General features: G+C 39.7%; 14 protein-coding genes and 3 tRNA genes. 8 read left to right on the top strand and 9 right to left on the bottom strand.

Annotation, left to right across the window (positions count from 1 at the left end; all coding sequences use genetic code 11):
• Window positions 1-222: 222 nt before the first annotated feature.
• The gene (locus J1N10_RS10955; protein WP_262326834.1) at window positions 223-1,545 is read left to right on the top strand and encodes a deoxyguanosinetriphosphate triphosphohydrolase; all 1,323 of its coding nucleotides are present in this window, start codon (window positions 223-225) and stop codon (window positions 1,543-1,545) included.
• A gap of 222 nt (window positions 1,546-1,767) precedes the next feature.
• Here J1N10_RS10955 and J1N10_RS10960 read toward each other — a convergent pair whose 3' ends face one another.
• The gene (locus tag J1N10_RS10960) at window positions 1,768-2,751 is read right to left on the bottom strand and encodes a helix-turn-helix domain-containing protein (RefSeq protein WP_262326749.1); all 984 of its coding nucleotides are present in this window, start codon (window positions 2,749-2,751) and stop codon (window positions 1,768-1,770) included.
• A gap of 170 nt (window positions 2,752-2,921) precedes the next feature.
• Here J1N10_RS10960 and J1N10_RS10965 point away from each other — a divergent pair, with 170 nt between their 5' ends.
• A complete protein-coding gene (locus tag J1N10_RS10965; RefSeq protein WP_262326750.1) occupies window positions 2,922-3,113 on the top strand; it encodes a hypothetical protein in 192 nt (63 codons plus the stop codon).
• A gap of 146 nt (window positions 3,114-3,259) precedes the next feature.
• Window positions 3,260-4,546: a tetratricopeptide repeat protein gene (locus J1N10_RS10970; protein WP_262326751.1), complete on the top strand. Its 1,287-nt coding sequence runs from the start codon at window positions 3,260-3,262 to the stop codon at window positions 4,544-4,546.
• Between the two features lie 181 nt (window positions 4,547-4,727).
• Here the strand turns inward: J1N10_RS10970 and tpx are convergent, their stop codons facing one another.
• The gene (gene tpx, locus J1N10_RS10975; RefSeq protein ID WP_262326752.1) at window positions 4,728-5,225 is read right to left on the bottom strand and encodes a thiol peroxidase; all 498 of its coding nucleotides are present in this window, start codon (window positions 5,223-5,225) and stop codon (window positions 4,728-4,730) included.
• A 136-nt stretch (window positions 5,226-5,361) separates the two neighbouring features.
• Window positions 5,362-8,457, bottom strand: a complete 3,096-nt coding sequence (gene ccsA, locus J1N10_RS10980) for a cytochrome c biogenesis protein CcsA (protein WP_262326753.1) — start codon at window positions 8,455-8,457, stop codon at window positions 5,362-5,364.
• 428 nt (window positions 8,458-8,885) lie between these two features.
• On the opposite strand from ccsA, the gene J1N10_RS10985 reads away from it, so the two are divergent.
• The 4 genes from J1N10_RS10985 (at window position 8,886) to J1N10_RS11000 (ending at window position 12,462) form a co-directional block, all read left to right on the top strand.
• Entirely contained in the window at window positions 8,886-10,439 is a 1,554-nt protein-coding gene (locus J1N10_RS10985) for a methyl-accepting chemotaxis protein (protein ID WP_262326754.1), read from the top strand.
• 108 nt (window positions 10,440-10,547) lie between these two features.
• Complete coding sequence (locus J1N10_RS10990) at window positions 10,548-11,789, top strand: hypothetical protein (RefSeq protein ID WP_262326755.1); 1,242 nt, start codon at window positions 10,548-10,550, stop codon at window positions 11,787-11,789.
• Window positions 11,790-11,799: 10 nt separating this feature from the next.
• The gene (locus tag J1N10_RS10995; RefSeq protein WP_262326756.1) at window positions 11,800-11,979 is read left to right on the top strand and encodes a hypothetical protein; all 180 of its coding nucleotides are present in this window, start codon (window positions 11,800-11,802) and stop codon (window positions 11,977-11,979) included.
• A 12-nt stretch (window positions 11,980-11,991) separates the two neighbouring features.
• The gene (locus J1N10_RS11000; protein ID WP_262326757.1) at window positions 11,992-12,462 is read left to right on the top strand and encodes a DUF4268 domain-containing protein; all 471 of its coding nucleotides are present in this window, start codon (window positions 11,992-11,994) and stop codon (window positions 12,460-12,462) included.
• A 12-nt stretch (window positions 12,463-12,474) separates the two neighbouring features.
• Here the strand turns inward: J1N10_RS11000 and J1N10_RS11005 are convergent, their stop codons facing one another.
• From J1N10_RS11005 to J1N10_RS11030, 6 genes are all read right to left on the bottom strand, one after another.
• The gene (locus J1N10_RS11005) at window positions 12,475-13,350 is read right to left on the bottom strand and encodes a hypothetical protein (RefSeq protein ID WP_262326758.1); all 876 of its coding nucleotides are present in this window, start codon (window positions 13,348-13,350) and stop codon (window positions 12,475-12,477) included.
• A 4-nt stretch (window positions 13,351-13,354) separates the two neighbouring features.
• Window positions 13,355-14,053 carry a RadC family protein gene (gene radC / locus J1N10_RS11010; RefSeq protein ID WP_262326759.1) on the bottom strand — a complete coding sequence of 233 codons (699 nt, stop codon included), beginning with the start codon at window positions 14,051-14,053 and terminating at the stop codon, window positions 13,355-13,357.
• A 92-nt stretch (window positions 14,054-14,145) separates the two neighbouring features.
• A tRNA-Glu gene (locus J1N10_RS11015) sits at window positions 14,146-14,217 on the bottom strand.
• 32 nt (window positions 14,218-14,249) lie between these two features.
• Window positions 14,250-14,321, bottom strand: a tRNA-Glu gene (locus J1N10_RS11020).
• 12 nt (window positions 14,322-14,333) lie between these two features.
• Window positions 14,334-14,585 carry a 30S ribosomal protein S20 gene (gene rpsT, locus J1N10_RS11025; protein WP_262326760.1) on the bottom strand — a complete coding sequence of 84 codons (252 nt, stop codon included), beginning with the start codon at window positions 14,583-14,585 and terminating at the stop codon, window positions 14,334-14,336.
• Between the two features lie 38 nt (window positions 14,586-14,623).
• Window positions 14,624-14,695, bottom strand: a tRNA-Glu gene (locus J1N10_RS11030).
• A 368-nt stretch (window positions 14,696-15,063) separates the two neighbouring features.
• Here J1N10_RS11030 and metK point away from each other — a divergent pair.
• Complete coding sequence (gene metK / locus J1N10_RS11035) at window positions 15,064-16,317, top strand: methionine adenosyltransferase (RefSeq protein WP_262326761.1); 1,254 nt, start codon at window positions 15,064-15,066, stop codon at window positions 16,315-16,317.
• Window positions 16,318-16,367 lie beyond the last annotated feature (50 nt).

Genomic DNA, 16,367 nt, shown 5'->3' on the forward strand with positions numbered 1-16,367 from the left:
GGTCAGGGTTCCTGCATACTCTAATATTCGTCCTAAATCAAAACAGCGTTTTGACTGAGCGGGGGCCTGTCTGGCAATGGAAGCTGCCTCTTATTTCAGGTAAATACACGAATAAAATTGCTGTTTATAGGTGGAATTAACTAGTTTTGACCAAGAATCTGATGCAGTCAATCAGATTTATCATCAATACAGGTTTTACTATTTAAATCGACTCGTGTGAAAATGAATTGGGAGCAACTATTATCAACCATACGTACCGGACAAGAAGATAAGAAAGAGATAAAACACGACCGCACGCAATTTCAACGCGATTACGACCGCTTGATATTCTCCTCTCCCTTTCGTCGCTTGCAGGATAAAACACAGGTTTTTCCTTTGCCCGGCAGTGTATTTGTGCACAACCGGCTAACACATAGTCTCGAAGTAGCCAGTGTAGGACGTTCGTTGGGTAATAATATCTCTGCCCGATTACTCAAAGCTGCCATGGGCAATGCGGATTTGGTAGCTGAGATTGGCTCGGTGGTAGCAGCTGCTTGCCTGGCACACGACCTGGGCAATCCGCCTTTTGGTCATTCGGGCGAAGCCGCCATTGGACATTATTTTACCAACGGCGACGGTTTGAAGTTTAAGGAGGAACTCACTTCTTCTCAATGGACCGATATCACCCGTTTCGAAGGTAATGCCAATGCCTTGCGCATGCTCACTCACGCCTTTAAAGGCCGTCGCAAAGGTGGGTTTGCCATGACTTATACCACCATTGCTTCTATCCTTAAATACCCTTACGAATCGGGTATAGGCCTGAAGAAATACGGCTATTTCCAATCGGAGAAAACGACTTTTCAGCACATTGCCAACACACTTGGCTTAAAACTAATTGACGAAGAAAAAGGGATATATGCCCGCCATCCGCTGGTTTACCTGGTTGAAGCTGCCGATGATATTTGTTACCAGGTAATGGATATTGAAGATGCCCACAAGCTGAAAATCCTTTCCTACGAAGAAACATATGATTTACTAACCGGCTTTTTCGATAAAAAGAAGGAAGCTCATGAGTTCACTAAGATTGAGGAAATATTCAATGACGTGACGGATAAGAATGAGCAGATGGCCTTTTTACGTGCTAAAGTCATTGGCAAACTGGTTGGCCTTTGCACGGAAATATTCTGGAATAATCATCAAACCATTCTTGAAGGGCAGTTTAAAGGTGGCTTAATCGATCACCTGACAGGTACCGAATTGGAAGCGATGGAAACATGCAAAACAACCGCCTTTAAACGCATCTACAAACATCCTTCTGTGGTTGAGATTGAGATAGCCGGATATCGCATATTGGGTACATTGCTCGAAGAGTTTATAAAAGCGGTTACCAACCCGAAGGATTTCTACTCAAAAATGCTATTACCTTTTATTCCAGAGCAGTTTACAACAGATGAAGAGACGCCACTTTACGAGAAAATACAATCAGTATTGGATTTTATCTCGGGTATGACCGATGTATATGCCTTGGATTTGTATAAGAAAATTAGTGGTATTGGGCTGAAGTAACCTGAGACAACGAATGGTGCTACTGGCTGAAGCCAGTTAACATTAATATGCCTTTCTTTCCACAGTTTTCATTAATTATTATCGGTAAGATAGAGCTCTCTGTTTTTGTCGAGAAAACGATATGAATCTATACACTTAAATACGACATAGCATTAAGTGTTAATTATTAAAGTAAAATATACTGAAAAGAATTTACATACTGGCTTTAGCCGAAAAAGCTGATTAATCAGGTAATTTTAGAACTTCTTTAGGCAAAATGCCTTTTACCTTTTTAAACATGGATGAGAATTTGGAAAGATTTTGATAGCCTAAATCATAACCGACTTCCATTACGGAGTAGTCACCTGATTTAAGTCTTCGGTAGGCCTCATCCATCTTGGCATGTGTATAAAACTGGTAAATCGAACAATCATATAAAGTCTTGAAATCACGCTTCAACTTCGACACGCTTATACCATATTCAATTGCAATATCTTCAATAACTACTTTCTGCTCTAAGCTGCTTAAAAGCTTTTTCTTAATATTCAACAGACGCTTATAATCGTCAGCATGCAGGCCGTTTAAATCATTGGCTACCGCATGATTTTTTGCCATTATCCATAAAGCGGTAAAAGCTTCAAGCCCTCTTGCTATAACCAATGAACGATTACCAAACTCACTCTCTCTGAAATAAAAAATATCGTCTGTTATCCGTTCTATCTCCTTTGGCAAACTGGCATGATAAGTAATCGGGTTATGATCACCAAACAAAGTATGATAGGTTTCGATGGCTTCAGGCATTAACTCCATTAGGGCATCTTTCCGAAACTTAAAGCCAATCGCTTTGAAATTGTGGTTGGCAGGAAACTCAGTAACCAAAGGGAATAGACCATTATGAGCAAATACACCTTTTGTGGTTCCGGCTTCAACATGTTCCTTTTTCGATGAATAATGACGGGTTAATTGCCCTTCTTTAAATATGTTGATGTGAATAAAATCCGGTTCATCATCCGGAATATGCCTGGTCTCTAATATTTTGTTATATAAGCCCTCTGTTACAACCAGTTCAATTCCTCTATAAATTTCATAAGTCGTCAGATGACATGCTATCGACGCATTATTAATCGAATAAGTATCTAATGTTCGTTGCCCGCCAAACTTCTGATGCAAAGCATCAATATAGTTAGTGGCAGGACCTTCTTGCATATTAAGTACTTCTCGCTCCAATCTTGCTGATTTACGATGAATAACTCTAAAAATAATGTAATTCAAACTCTAAACAAAACAATCGAAAGAGCTGAATGGGATAGCGCTTGACTTATTTGGGATAAAATACCTCGTTACATCACAACATCTTTGTAATGTAAAATTTAATTAATCATTTAAAGTTTTGAGTCATGAAAACATTAAAGTCAATTTTCGCAGTTAGTCTTTTTATTGTCGGTTTAAGTTTAACATCATGTGGTAGCGATGACAAATACATTGCTCCTGATGGTTCGCCTGAAAATCCAATTTACACCGAGAAACCTGCACATCTTCCCGAAGGAGATGCGGTTCAACCACTCCCTCCTGAAATTGCTCCTAAGTAATTCTATATCTCCGAGTCAATATTCGTGACTCCGTATATACTCTAAGGCTGTCAGTAATTATTACTGGTGGCCTTTTGTATTTTTCTACTTAACACTTGTTATTCAACTAATGTTTTAGTTAATTTGAGTAACAAAATTGAAATACTATGAACCTTAAGACCCAAATTGCCGGCATTACTGCACTTATTATCTGCAGCATCAACAGTATTAATGCACAAAGCGACGTTCAGATTTTGCTGGCCGAATCGCGTTACAACGATGTTATTCAAAAGCTGTCACCCAAAGCCAACTCGCTATCAGCAACAGATAATTATTACCTCGCCATTGCCTATCAACAAACAGGTTATCCTCATAAAGCCATTGATTGTTTGCTAAAAGACTCCACTAATTTATCAACTCAACAATTAGATTTATTAAGCCGCAGCTACATGAGCAATGGTAACTATAGCAAAGCTTTACCGATTTGCAAGAATCGTTATAATGCAGAACCTAACAACGTGATTAACCTGTTGCGATATGCCGAAATCAATCATTTCTATAAAGATTTTGATGCCAACATTAATTTGCTCGGCAATTTCACCAAACACGATTCAACCAATCTAAGCGTTAACACACTTTTAGCCGAAACGTATGAGAAAGCCAAGGTTCCCAACTCTGCCATCTCAATCTACAAAATGATTTTATCACAGTACCCCGACAATCAAAAGATTGCTGTGCGCTTAGCTAACTTGTATTTAAGACAAAAAATGTATGTTGAGTGCCACGACCTTTGTGTGCCATATATTGAAAAGCTGGAAAATAACAAAAACTTCCTGCTGATTGCCGGCCTGGCTAATTTCAAAAATGGCTCTAACCACAATGTTCTGGTCATGTTCCGACGATTGGAGGCACAAGGTGATAGTTCGTTTCTAACCAAGAAGCACCTGGGCATTGCTTCGTATCGATTAGAGAATTATGATAATGCAACTAAATATCTGAAATCGGCCTTCAAACTAAAAGATGATGACCCTGAGGTTGCCTTTTTCTTAGGTGCTTCGCTTGGACAATCGAACCAGCCGCAAAATGGGATTATGTACCTCTATTTAGCCATGGAACTAATTAAGCCATCACCAGTATTGATGGAGAAAACAAATGTTAAACTGGCTATGATTTATTTTGATATGGGGAATTACAAGCAAGCCATAAATAACTATCACGAGGCTTTTAAATACGATAACAAACCGCAATATTTATATCGTCAGGCTTCTATCTACGATTATCAGCTTAAAGACCCCAAAAAGGCCAAAGAAATGTACCAATTGTTTATTGATGTACTACCAGAGGAGCTGAACCCTAAGAAAGGCAATGAACGCTATGCTATTAAATTGAAAGAAGTGGCTGAAAACCGCTTGACAACATTAACTGAAGAAGATTTCTTTAAGAATGGAATATAGTTAGGTCAATAGGTCTTTAGACCAATAGGTCATTAGAAAAAATAAACTCAAAGAAGATTAGTTATCTTTTGTCTTGAGTTTGTAATCTAATATCTTTAAATCATGAAAAATCTATTAAAAAAGCTGCACCGATCTTTATCAGTGCAGCTTTTTTGAGAATAAAACTAAACAACTAATTATTTTATAAGGCTTTTAAAGCAGCATCATAGTCAGGCTCATTAACAATATCGTCTACCTGCTCGCTATGCGAAACTTTACCGTTTTCATCAACAACAACAACGGCGCGCGATAATAAACCGGCCAATGGGCCATCCACCATTTTAACACCATAGTTCTGGCTGAACACCTCGTCTTTGTATTCCGATAAAGACACCACATCATCTAATCCTTCAGCACCACAGAAACGAGCATGTGCAAAAGGAAGATCGCGTGAAACACAAAGCACAACAGTATTGTCCTGCTTTGAAGCTTCCGCATTAAAACGACGCACCGAAGCTGCACAAACACCTGTATCTACACTTGGGAAAATATTTAAAACAACTTTTTTGCCTTTATAATCGGCTAGCGAAACTTCGCTTAAGTCTGTTTTTACTAATGAAAAATCAGGAGCCTCTGCCCCTACTCGTGGAAGATCTCCGGCTGTACTAACCGGATTTCCTTTAAATGTTATTTTTGCCATTTTGTTCTATAATTTTGTTATGTATGCTAAACAAGGGTTTTGCCCCTTTTGTTTGAGAAAAAAATAATAAAAATGGCTGAAAACACATCAGTCTTCAGCCATCTCTATGATACTGTTATACTTAAATAGTTATTTTTTATTCATCTTTTTGCTCTTCAGCCAGCGCTTTTTGCACCTTGGTTTCATTGTAATAGGCAAAGAAAGAAATTACGCCCACAACCACAATAGTATAATACACGAATGCAGGTATTGGCACCGGATCACCTTTGGCATACGAGTGCATGCCTGCCAGGTAATAGTTAACACCCAGGTAAGTCATCAAAACCGAACTAAAGCTGATGACAGACCAGAAATTAAAAGTCGTTAACCCCTTCATACCCGGTATAAAACGCATGTGCAACACAAAGGCATACACCAAAATAGTGACTGCCGACCAGGTTTCTTTCGGATCCCAACCCCAGTAGCGTCCCCACGACTCGTTGGCCCAAACACCACCTAGAAAAGCCCCGATGGTTAAGAAGTAAAGACCTATGGTCATCGACATCTCAGCAATTGACGACAACTCTTCGATGGTTAAAGAAAAAGCTTTATTGTTTTTAGGCGATTTTACGCCAAACAATATCAAGTTAAGGAATCCTAATAAAGCACCTAAAGCCAGGAATCCATAACTAGCGGTAATGATGGCTACGTGTATGGTTAACCAATATGATTTTAATACCGGCACCAGGTTGGTGATTTCCGGATTCATCCAGCTAAGATGCGCTACCATTAAGATAATACCTGTAAAGAAGGACGAAACAGACAATGCTATAGGGCTTTGTTTGCTGAATAATAAACCGGCCAACAAGGTGCTCCATCCAATGTATAACATCGATTCGTAACCATTACTCCAAGGAGCATGACCAGATATATACCAGCGAAGAGCTAAGCCTAAAGTATAGGCAGCAAAAGCCACTACAATTAAAATGAAAGCACCTTTCACAATCCATTTAAACTGCCATTTCGGATTTACCAATGTTGTTAACTGGAAAAACAAAAGAATCAATCCCAATACCAGGAAATAAGGCATCAGACTCATAAACAATGAACTATTGTTATAGAATATCTCAATCTTTTTCTTGCTTTCTGATGGCAGGATTTCGTTACCATATTTCTTTTGGTAATCGCCTATAGCCTTTAAATAGGTGGCCTCCTCAACTGTGTTTCCCGATGACAAAGCTTCGAGGTACATACCAAATAAATTACGCACCAATAAGCTGTCTTCACTAGAGAAACCTTCTGGTTTAGCTCCGGGAGCTAACCAACTGTCCTGCGGATTACCTGGCTGAGGAAAAAGCTTTAAGAAGCTTCCCATCTGAGACATATAAAACACATTTATCTGCTCATCAACCTTAACCGCTTCCTGCTCCAATTTATTACGATAAGCCGGACGCTTACGATAGGAATCCTCCACCAGCTTGCGGATTTTATACTGACCATTGGCAGTAAAGAAATCTTTGAAAGACGCTTTCTTACCACTAATTTGTAGCATGCCTTTCAGGTCATCGTGCTTAACTGTAATCATTGGCATCGTTTGCCAATAGGCAGCATCAATCATCATGCTCAGCACTACTTTATCTGCCGACCAGCCCTTAAATGTGTGGTGCTTGGCCAGCTTGCGGAGTACTTCACTATTCATGGTGTTAAGCGGCTTCATGCGTCCACCGTTATCCTGTACCCACAATTGACCGAAAGCTTCGGCACTTTCCTGGCTAATGTTATGTGGCGGATTTAACTCATTGGCCCATGCTGATGTGCTTAACAAAGTAACTAAAAGCAGAGTCAATGTTTGTTTCTTTTTATAGATCTCCGATGTACGCTTTATCAACTGGCGGAAACGCGTGTTAGGCGCAACCAGCGCAGCAAACATGCCAAGGCTCAGCAAAAAGTAACCCAAATAAGTTAATAAAGTTCCCCACCAGTCGCGGTTAACCGACAATATCGTTCCTTTCTCATCCCTATCATACGACGATTGGAAGAATCGATAACCGTGGTAGTTCAATATGTTATTCATAAAAATACGTCGATCTTCTTTTAGGCCGGTACGCTCATCAACAAGCGTTACCTCACTGGCAAACGAGCTAGGGCTTTCACTACCCGGATAACGCTCTAATTCAAATTTATTTAACTTTAGTGAGAAGGGTATTTGAATAATTTTAGAACCATAGCTCACGCTAAACTGAACACCATCAATCTCTTCGACAAACGCCTTACCTAATACATCCTTCTGCCCAAATACAAAAAAGTCTTTACGCTTATCGCCCAACTCGGCCACAAATTTAATCGCATCGGGTAATCCTCTTCCCTGATCACCTTCTACTGAAACTGGCTCAAGGCCTGCACTTTCCATATAACTGGTCAGTACCATACGCAAGTCTCCAACACTATACAGAACACCATTATACAAGGGATGAATCGAATCGGCAGCAAAAGTTTGACTTGTCCCGGTTTGCATTTGCATCATTCTGGCCTCAATGGAAGGTTTATAATGCGGCATGCCGTCTTTTATGCTTAAAATAAGTGCCTGTCCGTCTTCTTTCTCAGGGTTAAAAGCCACACGGTAATCTCCAACTTGCACTTCGTCCCCTTCGAATAGTGTAAACTCTTGGCGCCCTGAAGCAGCGGATAAAACCAGGTTAATAGCAGGTTGTCCACCCGGCTTTTCTACCGTACGCGACATAGCCTGAGGAATGTAGATATCACTCCTTAGTTTTAATGTTCCTTTGGGCGTTGAAAAGCTGGCAGAATATTCATTAGGACTAACGATTGAAAACAATACACTTTCTTCATCTGATGCACTATAATCGTTAGCTTTAATTGAAGCATTCACAAATTGCTCGCTCGATAATATTTCATTCGAAGTGGCTCCTTCTCTAATATGCATCATACCTTCGTAGCCCACATAGCGTGTAACTGCTGCTCCAATAATGATGATTAAAAAAGCCAAATGAAACACCAAACCAGGTAACTTTTTTGTGCTAAAACTTTTAAACTTTAATAAATTTCCAACCATGTTAATGGTCAATAACACAAACACCAACTCAAACCACCAGGCATTATAAACCAATGCTTTAGAGGCATTAGTGCCAAAATCATTTTCTATAAATGTAGCTACTCCAAGCACCGCAGCTAAAAAAAGTAATAAACTACCCATCAGCCAATAAGCAGTTAAAAACTCGAATAATTTCTTCATATTTATATCAATTGGATTTTATAACTAACGTGTTCATTATATGGTCTCTTGTGATTAAACAACAAACAAACCGACGCTCAAAATAGTAAATAAGACCAAGAAATCTGAAATTTACAGACATATTTTTCACCCTTTCATTAAATAATCATCTAGCACACGTTTAACTTTCACTTTTTCCTGTCGCTATTCTTACCAAGAACTGTTTTGCTACTTATTAGCTGTAAATCACACCTTTTGTGATAACTTAATACTAAAAGAGAAAAGCAATTAATACTATTGAATCAAAACCTAAATCAATCATTCATGATTTCTCATCGTATAATCCTCTAACCGGCTTATATATTTCAGTTTTAAATTATTCAGAAATGACAACCTTTTAATGGCATTCTCGTATTGAAAGCCTATTACTAATCTATATTGAGTGTGTTATGAAAATTACAACGAAAATTATTGTTTTTTCGTTAGGGATGTTGTTGATTTTAGCATTGGCTATTACTATTCCATCAAATTACATCAACTATAAAACCCAACAGAATGATTTGCTGACTCTAGAAAACCTGCATCGCAATGATTTTGATGAATTAGTGAAGCATGAGGTAGAAACCGTCATTAGCTTATTAGATGAAATTTATGCCGAAATTGAAACTGACACCCTCAGTTACGAAGAAGGTATAACATTGGCAGCTAACATTGTGCGTGAGTTAAAATATGGCGACGATGGCTACTTCTGGGTAGATACCAAAGAAGGTATTAATGTGGTGCTATTAGGTAAAAAAGATGTTGAAGGCAAAAGTCGCTGGGATCTCCAGGATGCTAAAGGCAACTATTTAATCCAGGACATCGTTAAATCAGCTACCACAGGCGATGGTTATACCGAATACTGGTTTCCTCGTCCGGGTGAAACTGAAGCTGCTCCTAAAAGAAGTTACGCCGCCTACTTCGAACCTTTTAACTGGGTTGTTGGTACTGGTAATTATATCGATGATATTGACAAAGCCATTGACGCAGAGCACGACATAAAAATGGCCCAAATGCGCCAAAGCATTGTTACCAGTGTTATCATCACTTTACTTATTTTGATTGTTTTTTCGGGTCTAATCATTTTTGTAGGAAGACGTTTTGCATCCACTATCATCGCACTTTCAAAAACTACCGAAGAAATGGCCATTGGTAATTTGATGGTTGATATTCAGAAAACACATAACGATGAGATTGGCACTTTGCAGGAATCGCTGGCCAAAACCACCAATAAGCTCAAAGAGATAATGGGCGAGATTATTGAAGGTTCAGGCAACGTATTGGCAGCCAGTGAACAGATGGCTCAATCGGCCGAGCATATTTCTAACGGAGCTACTTCGCAAGCGGCATCCACCGAAGAAATATCTTCTTCGATTGAAGAGATGGTGTCGAATATACAATCGAATGCCAACAATGCTTCGCGCACTGAAGTAACAGCAGGCAAAGCTGAAAAAGGCATTAACGAGCTTCAGGATACCGTTAAGAAAAACCTGGAGGCCATGCAAAGTATTACATCAAAAGTAGCAGTAATCAAGGAAATTGCAGTACAAACCAATCTATTGGCCTTAAATGCTTCGGTTGAGGCTGCTCGTGCAGGCGAGGCGGGTCGAGGATTCTCGGTCGTAGCTGGCGAGGTGCGTAAACTATCGGAGGTAACACAAGCTGCCGCGGGCGATATTGATGAACTATCGGTTAACAGCCTGGAAATTGCTGAGAAATCGTGGCAAGCCATGGAAGAACTACTGCCAGAGATTGCTAACATCATCCAGATGATTCGGGAGATTTTAGCCTCAAGCAAAGAACAGGAAGCCGGTGCTAATCATATCAATGGAGCCATTCAATCATTGGTTAGTATTACATCAGAATATTCAGCATCATCCGAAGAAATGGCTTCCAGCTCCGAGGAACTGTCGCGTCAATCTGAAATGCTAAACGAAACCATCTCATTTTTTAAAATAAAATAGTACTAAAACTCATAGTATCATACATTGTAGCAACTTGCACAGCTTGGTGCTTTTTTGTTGCTTTGCATCGTTTTTTTTATTGGAACATAACTTAGGATAATTATAAAAATGAAAAAAATTCTTTCTACACTAATGTTAGCCATCATTACTACATTAGTGATTGCTCAAGAAGAAAAACCTTTTAAGGTTGAAATACATGGTTTTGTTGGTGTTAATGCCTTTCTGGACACACGCCAAAGTGCAACCGCTCGTAACGGAAACATCTATTTATTTCCAAAACCAGCTAGTCTGGATGCAGAAGGCAATGATTTAAACGATAAAGCGTATTCGGATATTGATGCTGCGTTTAGCCGCTTCAATGTCGGAGTTTCCGGACCTGAAATTTTTGGCGCCAAAAGTTTTGCCTTTATCGAAGGCGATTTCTTAGGTGATAAAAATACCAGCCACCAAGATGTAGGCTTCCGCCTGCGCCATGCCTTTATACGCCTTAACTGGGAGAAAACAAGCTTATTGGTTGGTCAGTACTGGCATCCATTATTTATTACCGAAAACTATGCTAACACTGTCAATCTAAGCTGTGGAACACCTTACAACCCACTAAATCGTCAACCCATGGTTCGCTTGGGCTATCAATTAAGTGATAAAATTGAGGCCATTGGTTTTATGATGAAGCAAAACGACTTTTTAGACAAAGGAATGCACGAAGCTTCTGAATACTCAATGATACCCGAAACTGCTTTGCAATTGAAATACAAATCAGAAGGCTTTTTTGCAGCGCTTACGGGCGGTTATAAAGTTTTAAAGCCATCTTTATATGACCCAAATATTTACAATGATGGCAATGGTGCTAAAGTTGCAACCGACGAAACAGCTAAAGGTGGCTATTTTACGGCTTCGGTAAAAAAGGACTTTGGTCCATTAACATTTAAAACTTCTGCCCTGTTTACAGCAGGCATGACTAACATCGTAGTACTTGGTGGTTTTGCAGAAAAAGACAATGATACGGCAGAGAGAGAATACACGGCTCTTCGCAATTTTGCTTACTGGGCCGATTTTGAATCTAATGCCGAAAAAGTAAAACCAGGCGTATTATTTGGTTATTCACAAAACATGGGAGCCTTTGACAAAGCTAAACCATTAGCCGGTTATACCATTGGTGGCGATATTGCCAGCATGTACTCAATTATTCCACGCGTAAGATTTATGGCTACACCTAAAATCTGGTTTGGTGTTGAATGGATGTATGTAGTGGCAGCTTATGGAGATTCATACGATGAGTATGCAAAACCAATTGACACCACCAATTATAAAAACAACCGTCTAACAGCAAGCATGCGTTATACTTTTTAAACTCTTAACTATGAAGCAAAAACTAGCAGTTGTAGCCATTTTAATGATTATCGCCGGATTTGGAATGATACACAGTACACAAGGCACGATGGAAATAATCAGTATGCTTTTAATTGGCATAGGTTGTGCTTATCTGCTATTTTTGTTGCTTAGTAATAAGTCGGGGGTTAAGAAAACCAACGACGATTAAATACGCATAAGCATGTTTTCGAAAGAGGAGGCAAAAGAAATACGACAGCTATTTTGGCATAAACTGGAAAATCGTACGCGACGCATTCCGGGTCAGAAAGGCAAAAAAATAAAATGGATTTTTGACGAAACCAATATCAAAGGTTTAGACCTTCGATTTGACATCAATCGTCAGCGCGCCATTGTGGCATTGGAAATCAACCACCGCAGCGAAAATCGTCGTTTGCAACTCTACGAAAAACTGGAAGCTTGTAAGTCTATTTTTGAATCGGAATATGGTGGAGAACTCACATGGGATTATCTCTACTCGAAAGACGAAGGACGAGATGTTTGCCGCGTGTATGAAGAATTATCACCTGCCGATATGTACCAGCAAGAGCAGTGGCCCGAGGTGATGAAGTTTATGATTGACCGAATGATTCGATTGGAAAAAGCCTTTCTGGAAGTGAAAGATTTCTTATTGCACGATGAGTTGGGTGCCTAAAAATATAGATTATTAGTGAAAGAGGCTTATCCATTTGGGTAAGCCTTTTTTGTATACCAAACATACATGCTCATTGGCTGTGAAAAATCGCCCGACTTCATCTGAATAAAAAGGAAATTCAAGCGTTAAGTTTGAACCGGCATTGTGGTCCAAAATATGAAAGATAATAGCCTTTACTGCCTCCAAATTGCTCGAACAATCGCCACAATGGATTAATGAAAGTTTCTTATCAGACTTCAACAAAAAAGCCCCTGCAACCATTTGGTTTCGCTCATCGTAGGCGGCATATAAGCCTGCACTCTTGTAGCGCAAAGCAAAACTTATCATCTTAAGCAAAGCCGGCAACTCATCGCCATTGGCATAAACACCAGGGCGATTGACAAAATTCAAATATTCGGAAGCATCCATTGCCCGCACAACATTAATTTTCTTTTTCTTATATAATTCAATGATGGGCTTCAATTCGGGCTTAAAGCGCTTTTCCAGACGTGAGATTTCAGAAATCAAATCCAGCACCGCAAACTTTCTGGCCTCGCACCTAAGCGCTTTCATTCCTGGCAGTTTATTGTGCGTTCCCATCACCAAATTAATATTAAAATAAGGAACTGTTTGAAGCATTAACCAGGCCGCTTTTTTATTGATTGGCTTTTGGTTTATAATACCTAAATAGGGCGTCCAATGGGGACAATATACGGTTTGGAATCCTATTCGTTTAAGGGGCAATGGCAACACTGCTTCATAATCATCGGCTACAACACCCTGCCAATCGTCGCACACAATATCCAGATACCACGATTGAGCAAATACATGGCCATTGGCCGAATGCTTTATGCAATCATCCCATTTCTTCTCATCAATCTCACTTCGCTTTAGCCACTTAAACTCCATGCCTTTATATCATCCCTTCATCTGCATACGAAAAATACGAATCATCGGTCACTATAATATGATCCAACACCGGAATATCCATAATTCGGCCTGCTTCACTCATCTTTTTGGTGATTTTGGTATCTGCTTCGCTGGGTTGCCGATTACCGCTTGGATGATTATGGCACAGAACAATAGACGAAGCCAAATGGTCGATGGCCGATTTTAGGATTAAACGCACATCAATTACGGTGCCTGAGATACCACCCTGACTCACTTTGTTTTTAGCAATCACTTTATTGGAGCGATTGAGCATCAACACCCAAAATTCTTCATGCGGCAAATCACCTAATATAGGCTGAAAAATATCACACACTTCCTGACTGGATGCGATTTTACTACGTTCTTCTGTTTCTTGTAGCTTACGCCGTCGCCCTAATTCAAGCGATGCCACAATGCTAATGGCCTTCGCATCTCCCACTCCATGATATGATAATTTAAGGTCATTCACCGTTTTCTTACCCAAAGTATTCAAATTATTCTGACAATCGCGGAGTATCTTCTTCGAAAGTTCAACAGCACTTTCTTTAGCACTGCCCGACCCAATGAGTATGGCCAACAATTCGGCATCGGATAAAGAAGCCAATCCTTTATAGAGCAGTTTTTCCCGCGGTCGATCTTCCAATGCCCATTCTTTAATGCTGAGGTGTTGGTAGGTTTCCATCGTTTTCTTTTTGCAGAAAAGATAAAGAGGCTTTGCGAGAAAGTAAATATTGGACACGAAAAAAGCTCTTCATTACTGAAGAGCCTTATGAGCAGTCCCTAGGAGAATCGAACTCCTGTTTCAAGGATGAAAACCTTGCGTCCTAACCACTAGACGAAGGGACCTTAAGCATTATTTAGGCATAAAGTTTTATTCGCAGTCCCTAGGAGAATCGAACTCCTGTTTCAAGGATGAAAACCTTGCGTCCTAACCACTAGACGAAGGGACCGTATACTTATTCTTAAAGCGTGTTAACGTGCTTTGTTAACTTTGACTTTAAGTTAGCTGCCTTATTCTTATGAATAATGTTTCTCTTAGCCAATTTATCAAGCATAGAAGCTACTTTTGGAAGCAATTCCTGAGCTGCCTCTTTCTCAGATGTACCTTTCAATACTTTCACAGCATTACGGGCAGTTTTTGCATAGTAACGGTTGTGAACTCTTCTCTTTTCTATCTGACGAATGCGCTTTTTAGCTGATTGATGATTTGCCATCTTTCTACAATTAAAAATTGTTATTCTTTATATCTTAGCAGTCCCTAGGAGAATCGAACTCCTGTTTCAAGGATGAAAACCTTGCGTCCTAACCACTAGACGAAGGGACCTTAGAGCCTTTGAACGTGTTTGTTCGTCTCAAATGCGGATGCAAAGATATATCAAATTAAAATCCCTCCAAATTTTTTATTAAAAAAAATGCCACTCATTTTTTAAAAAGCAAACTACATTTCTCATTATCTTACCCTTATACGCTCAAAAAATCTAATGCAGACAATTTACTCTTAATTAATTTGCACACTTTTTATTAATTCCTTTATTTTGCACCAAGTGAAAAGTGGAAGGATTTGGCTGATTGCAACCACTTAAAAAAAGTGCTAAAACGCATAATTCGTTTGTACTTCCCTCCTTTTCACATATCAACTTTTTTTAATGATTAATCTGTAGTATATGTATTACAGAACTTATTTTAAATGATATGGGATATTTATTTACATCAGAATCGGTTTCTGAAGGACATCCAGACAAAGTATCTGACCAGATTTCAGATGCCTTATTGGATAATTTCCTGGCTTTTGACCCTAATTCAAAGGTAGCCTGCGAAACATTAGTAACGACCGGACAGGTTGTTTTAGCAGGCGAAGTTCACTCAAAGCACTATGTTGATGTGCAAGAAGTAGCTCGCCGTGTTATTAACCGCATTGGTTACACCAAAAGCGAATATCGCTTCGATGGTGACTCTTGTGGAGTTCTATCGGCCATCCATGAGCAATCATCAGATATTAACCAGGGTGTTGAGCGTGAAGAGAAGATGGAGCAAGGTGCCGGCGACCAGGGTATGATGTTTGGTTATGCATCGAAAGAAACAGATGATTACATGCCTATTTCGCTTGAACTATCGCATCGTTTATTAATGGATATGGCTGATATTCGTCGCGAAGGCAAAGAAATGACCTATCTACGTCCTGATTCAAAAAGCCAGGTGACAATTGAATATGGTGATGATAACCAACCAAAGCGTGTTCATACGATAGTAGTATCGACTCAACACGATGAGTTCGACGAAGACGAACCAATGTTGGCTAAAATTAAAGACGATGTACGCCATATATTAATACCTCGCACTGTTTCGCAATTACCAGAACGCGTTCAGGCCTTATTTGACGATGAGTTCATCCTTCATGTCAACCCAACTGGTAAGTTTGTGATTGGCGGACCTCATGGCGATACTGGTTTGACTGGCCGTAAAATTATTGTAGACACCTACGGTGGTAAAGGAGCTCATGGCGGCGGTGCTTTCTCAGGCAAAGATCCTAGTAAAGTTGACCGTTCGGCTGCATATGCTTCTCGTCATATGGCTAAAAACATGGTAGCCGCCGGTTTGGCCGACGAGGTACTGGTACAATTATCATATGCCATTGGCGTTGCTAAACCTGTTGGCGTTTTTGTTGATACTTATGGAACTTCAAAAGTTAACTTAAGCGATGGCGAAATTGCTGTTAAGATTGCAGAAGTATTCGATCTTCGCCCGGCTGCTATTGAAGAGCGCTTAAAGTTACGTAATCCAATGTACGAAGAAACGGCAGCCTATGGCCATATGGGACGTACACCTCGTACGGTTAAGAAAACGTTTGAATCGCCATATTTTGGTGAGAAGGAATATGAAGTTGAGTTGTTTACCTGGGAGAAATTAGATTACGTCGATGCTGTAAAAGCTGCATTCGGCTTATAATACCGATTGCTCAATAAAATGAGCCGTATTTTAATATTTAATCGGTATAA

Source organism: Carboxylicivirga litoralis (assembly GCF_025499605.1).
GTDB lineage: Bacteria > Bacteroidota > Bacteroidia > Bacteroidales > Marinilabiliaceae > Carboxylicivirga > Carboxylicivirga litoralis.

Coding starts and splice junctions, on each gene's coding strand:
- J1N10_RS10955 (WP_262326834.1), top strand. CDS start 223: ATGAATTGGGAGCAACTATTATCAACCATACGTACCGGACAAGAAGAT.
- ccsA (WP_262326753.1), bottom strand. CDS start 8,457: ATGAAGAAATTATTCGAGTTTTTAACTGCTTATTGGCTGATGGGTAGT.
- radC (WP_262326759.1), bottom strand. CDS start 14,053: ATGGAAACCTACCAACACCTCAGCATTAAAGAATGGGCATTGGAAGAT.
- J1N10_RS11005 (WP_262326758.1), bottom strand. CDS start 13,350: ATGGAGTTTAAGTGGCTAAAGCGAAGTGAGATTGATGAGAAGAAATGG.
- rpsT (WP_262326760.1), bottom strand. CDS start 14,585: ATGGCAAATCATCAATCAGCTAAAAAGCGCATTCGTCAGATAGAAAAG.
- J1N10_RS10990 (WP_262326755.1), top strand. CDS start 10,548: ATGAAAAAAATTCTTTCTACACTAATGTTAGCCATCATTACTACATTA.
- J1N10_RS10970 (WP_262326751.1), top strand. CDS start 3,260: ATGAACCTTAAGACCCAAATTGCCGGCATTACTGCACTTATTATCTGC.
- J1N10_RS10995 (WP_262326756.1), top strand. CDS start 11,800: ATGAAGCAAAAACTAGCAGTTGTAGCCATTTTAATGATTATCGCCGGA.
- J1N10_RS11000 (WP_262326757.1), top strand. CDS start 11,992: ATGTTTTCGAAAGAGGAGGCAAAAGAAATACGACAGCTATTTTGGCAT.
- J1N10_RS10965 (WP_262326750.1), top strand. CDS start 2,922: ATGAAAACATTAAAGTCAATTTTCGCAGTTAGTCTTTTTATTGTCGGT.
- tpx (WP_262326752.1), bottom strand. CDS start 5,225: ATGGCAAAAATAACATTTAAAGGAAATCCGGTTAGTACAGCCGGAGAT.
- metK (WP_262326761.1), top strand. CDS start 15,064: ATGGGATATTTATTTACATCAGAATCGGTTTCTGAAGGACATCCAGAC.
- J1N10_RS10985 (WP_262326754.1), top strand. CDS start 8,886: ATGAAAATTACAACGAAAATTATTGTTTTTTCGTTAGGGATGTTGTTG.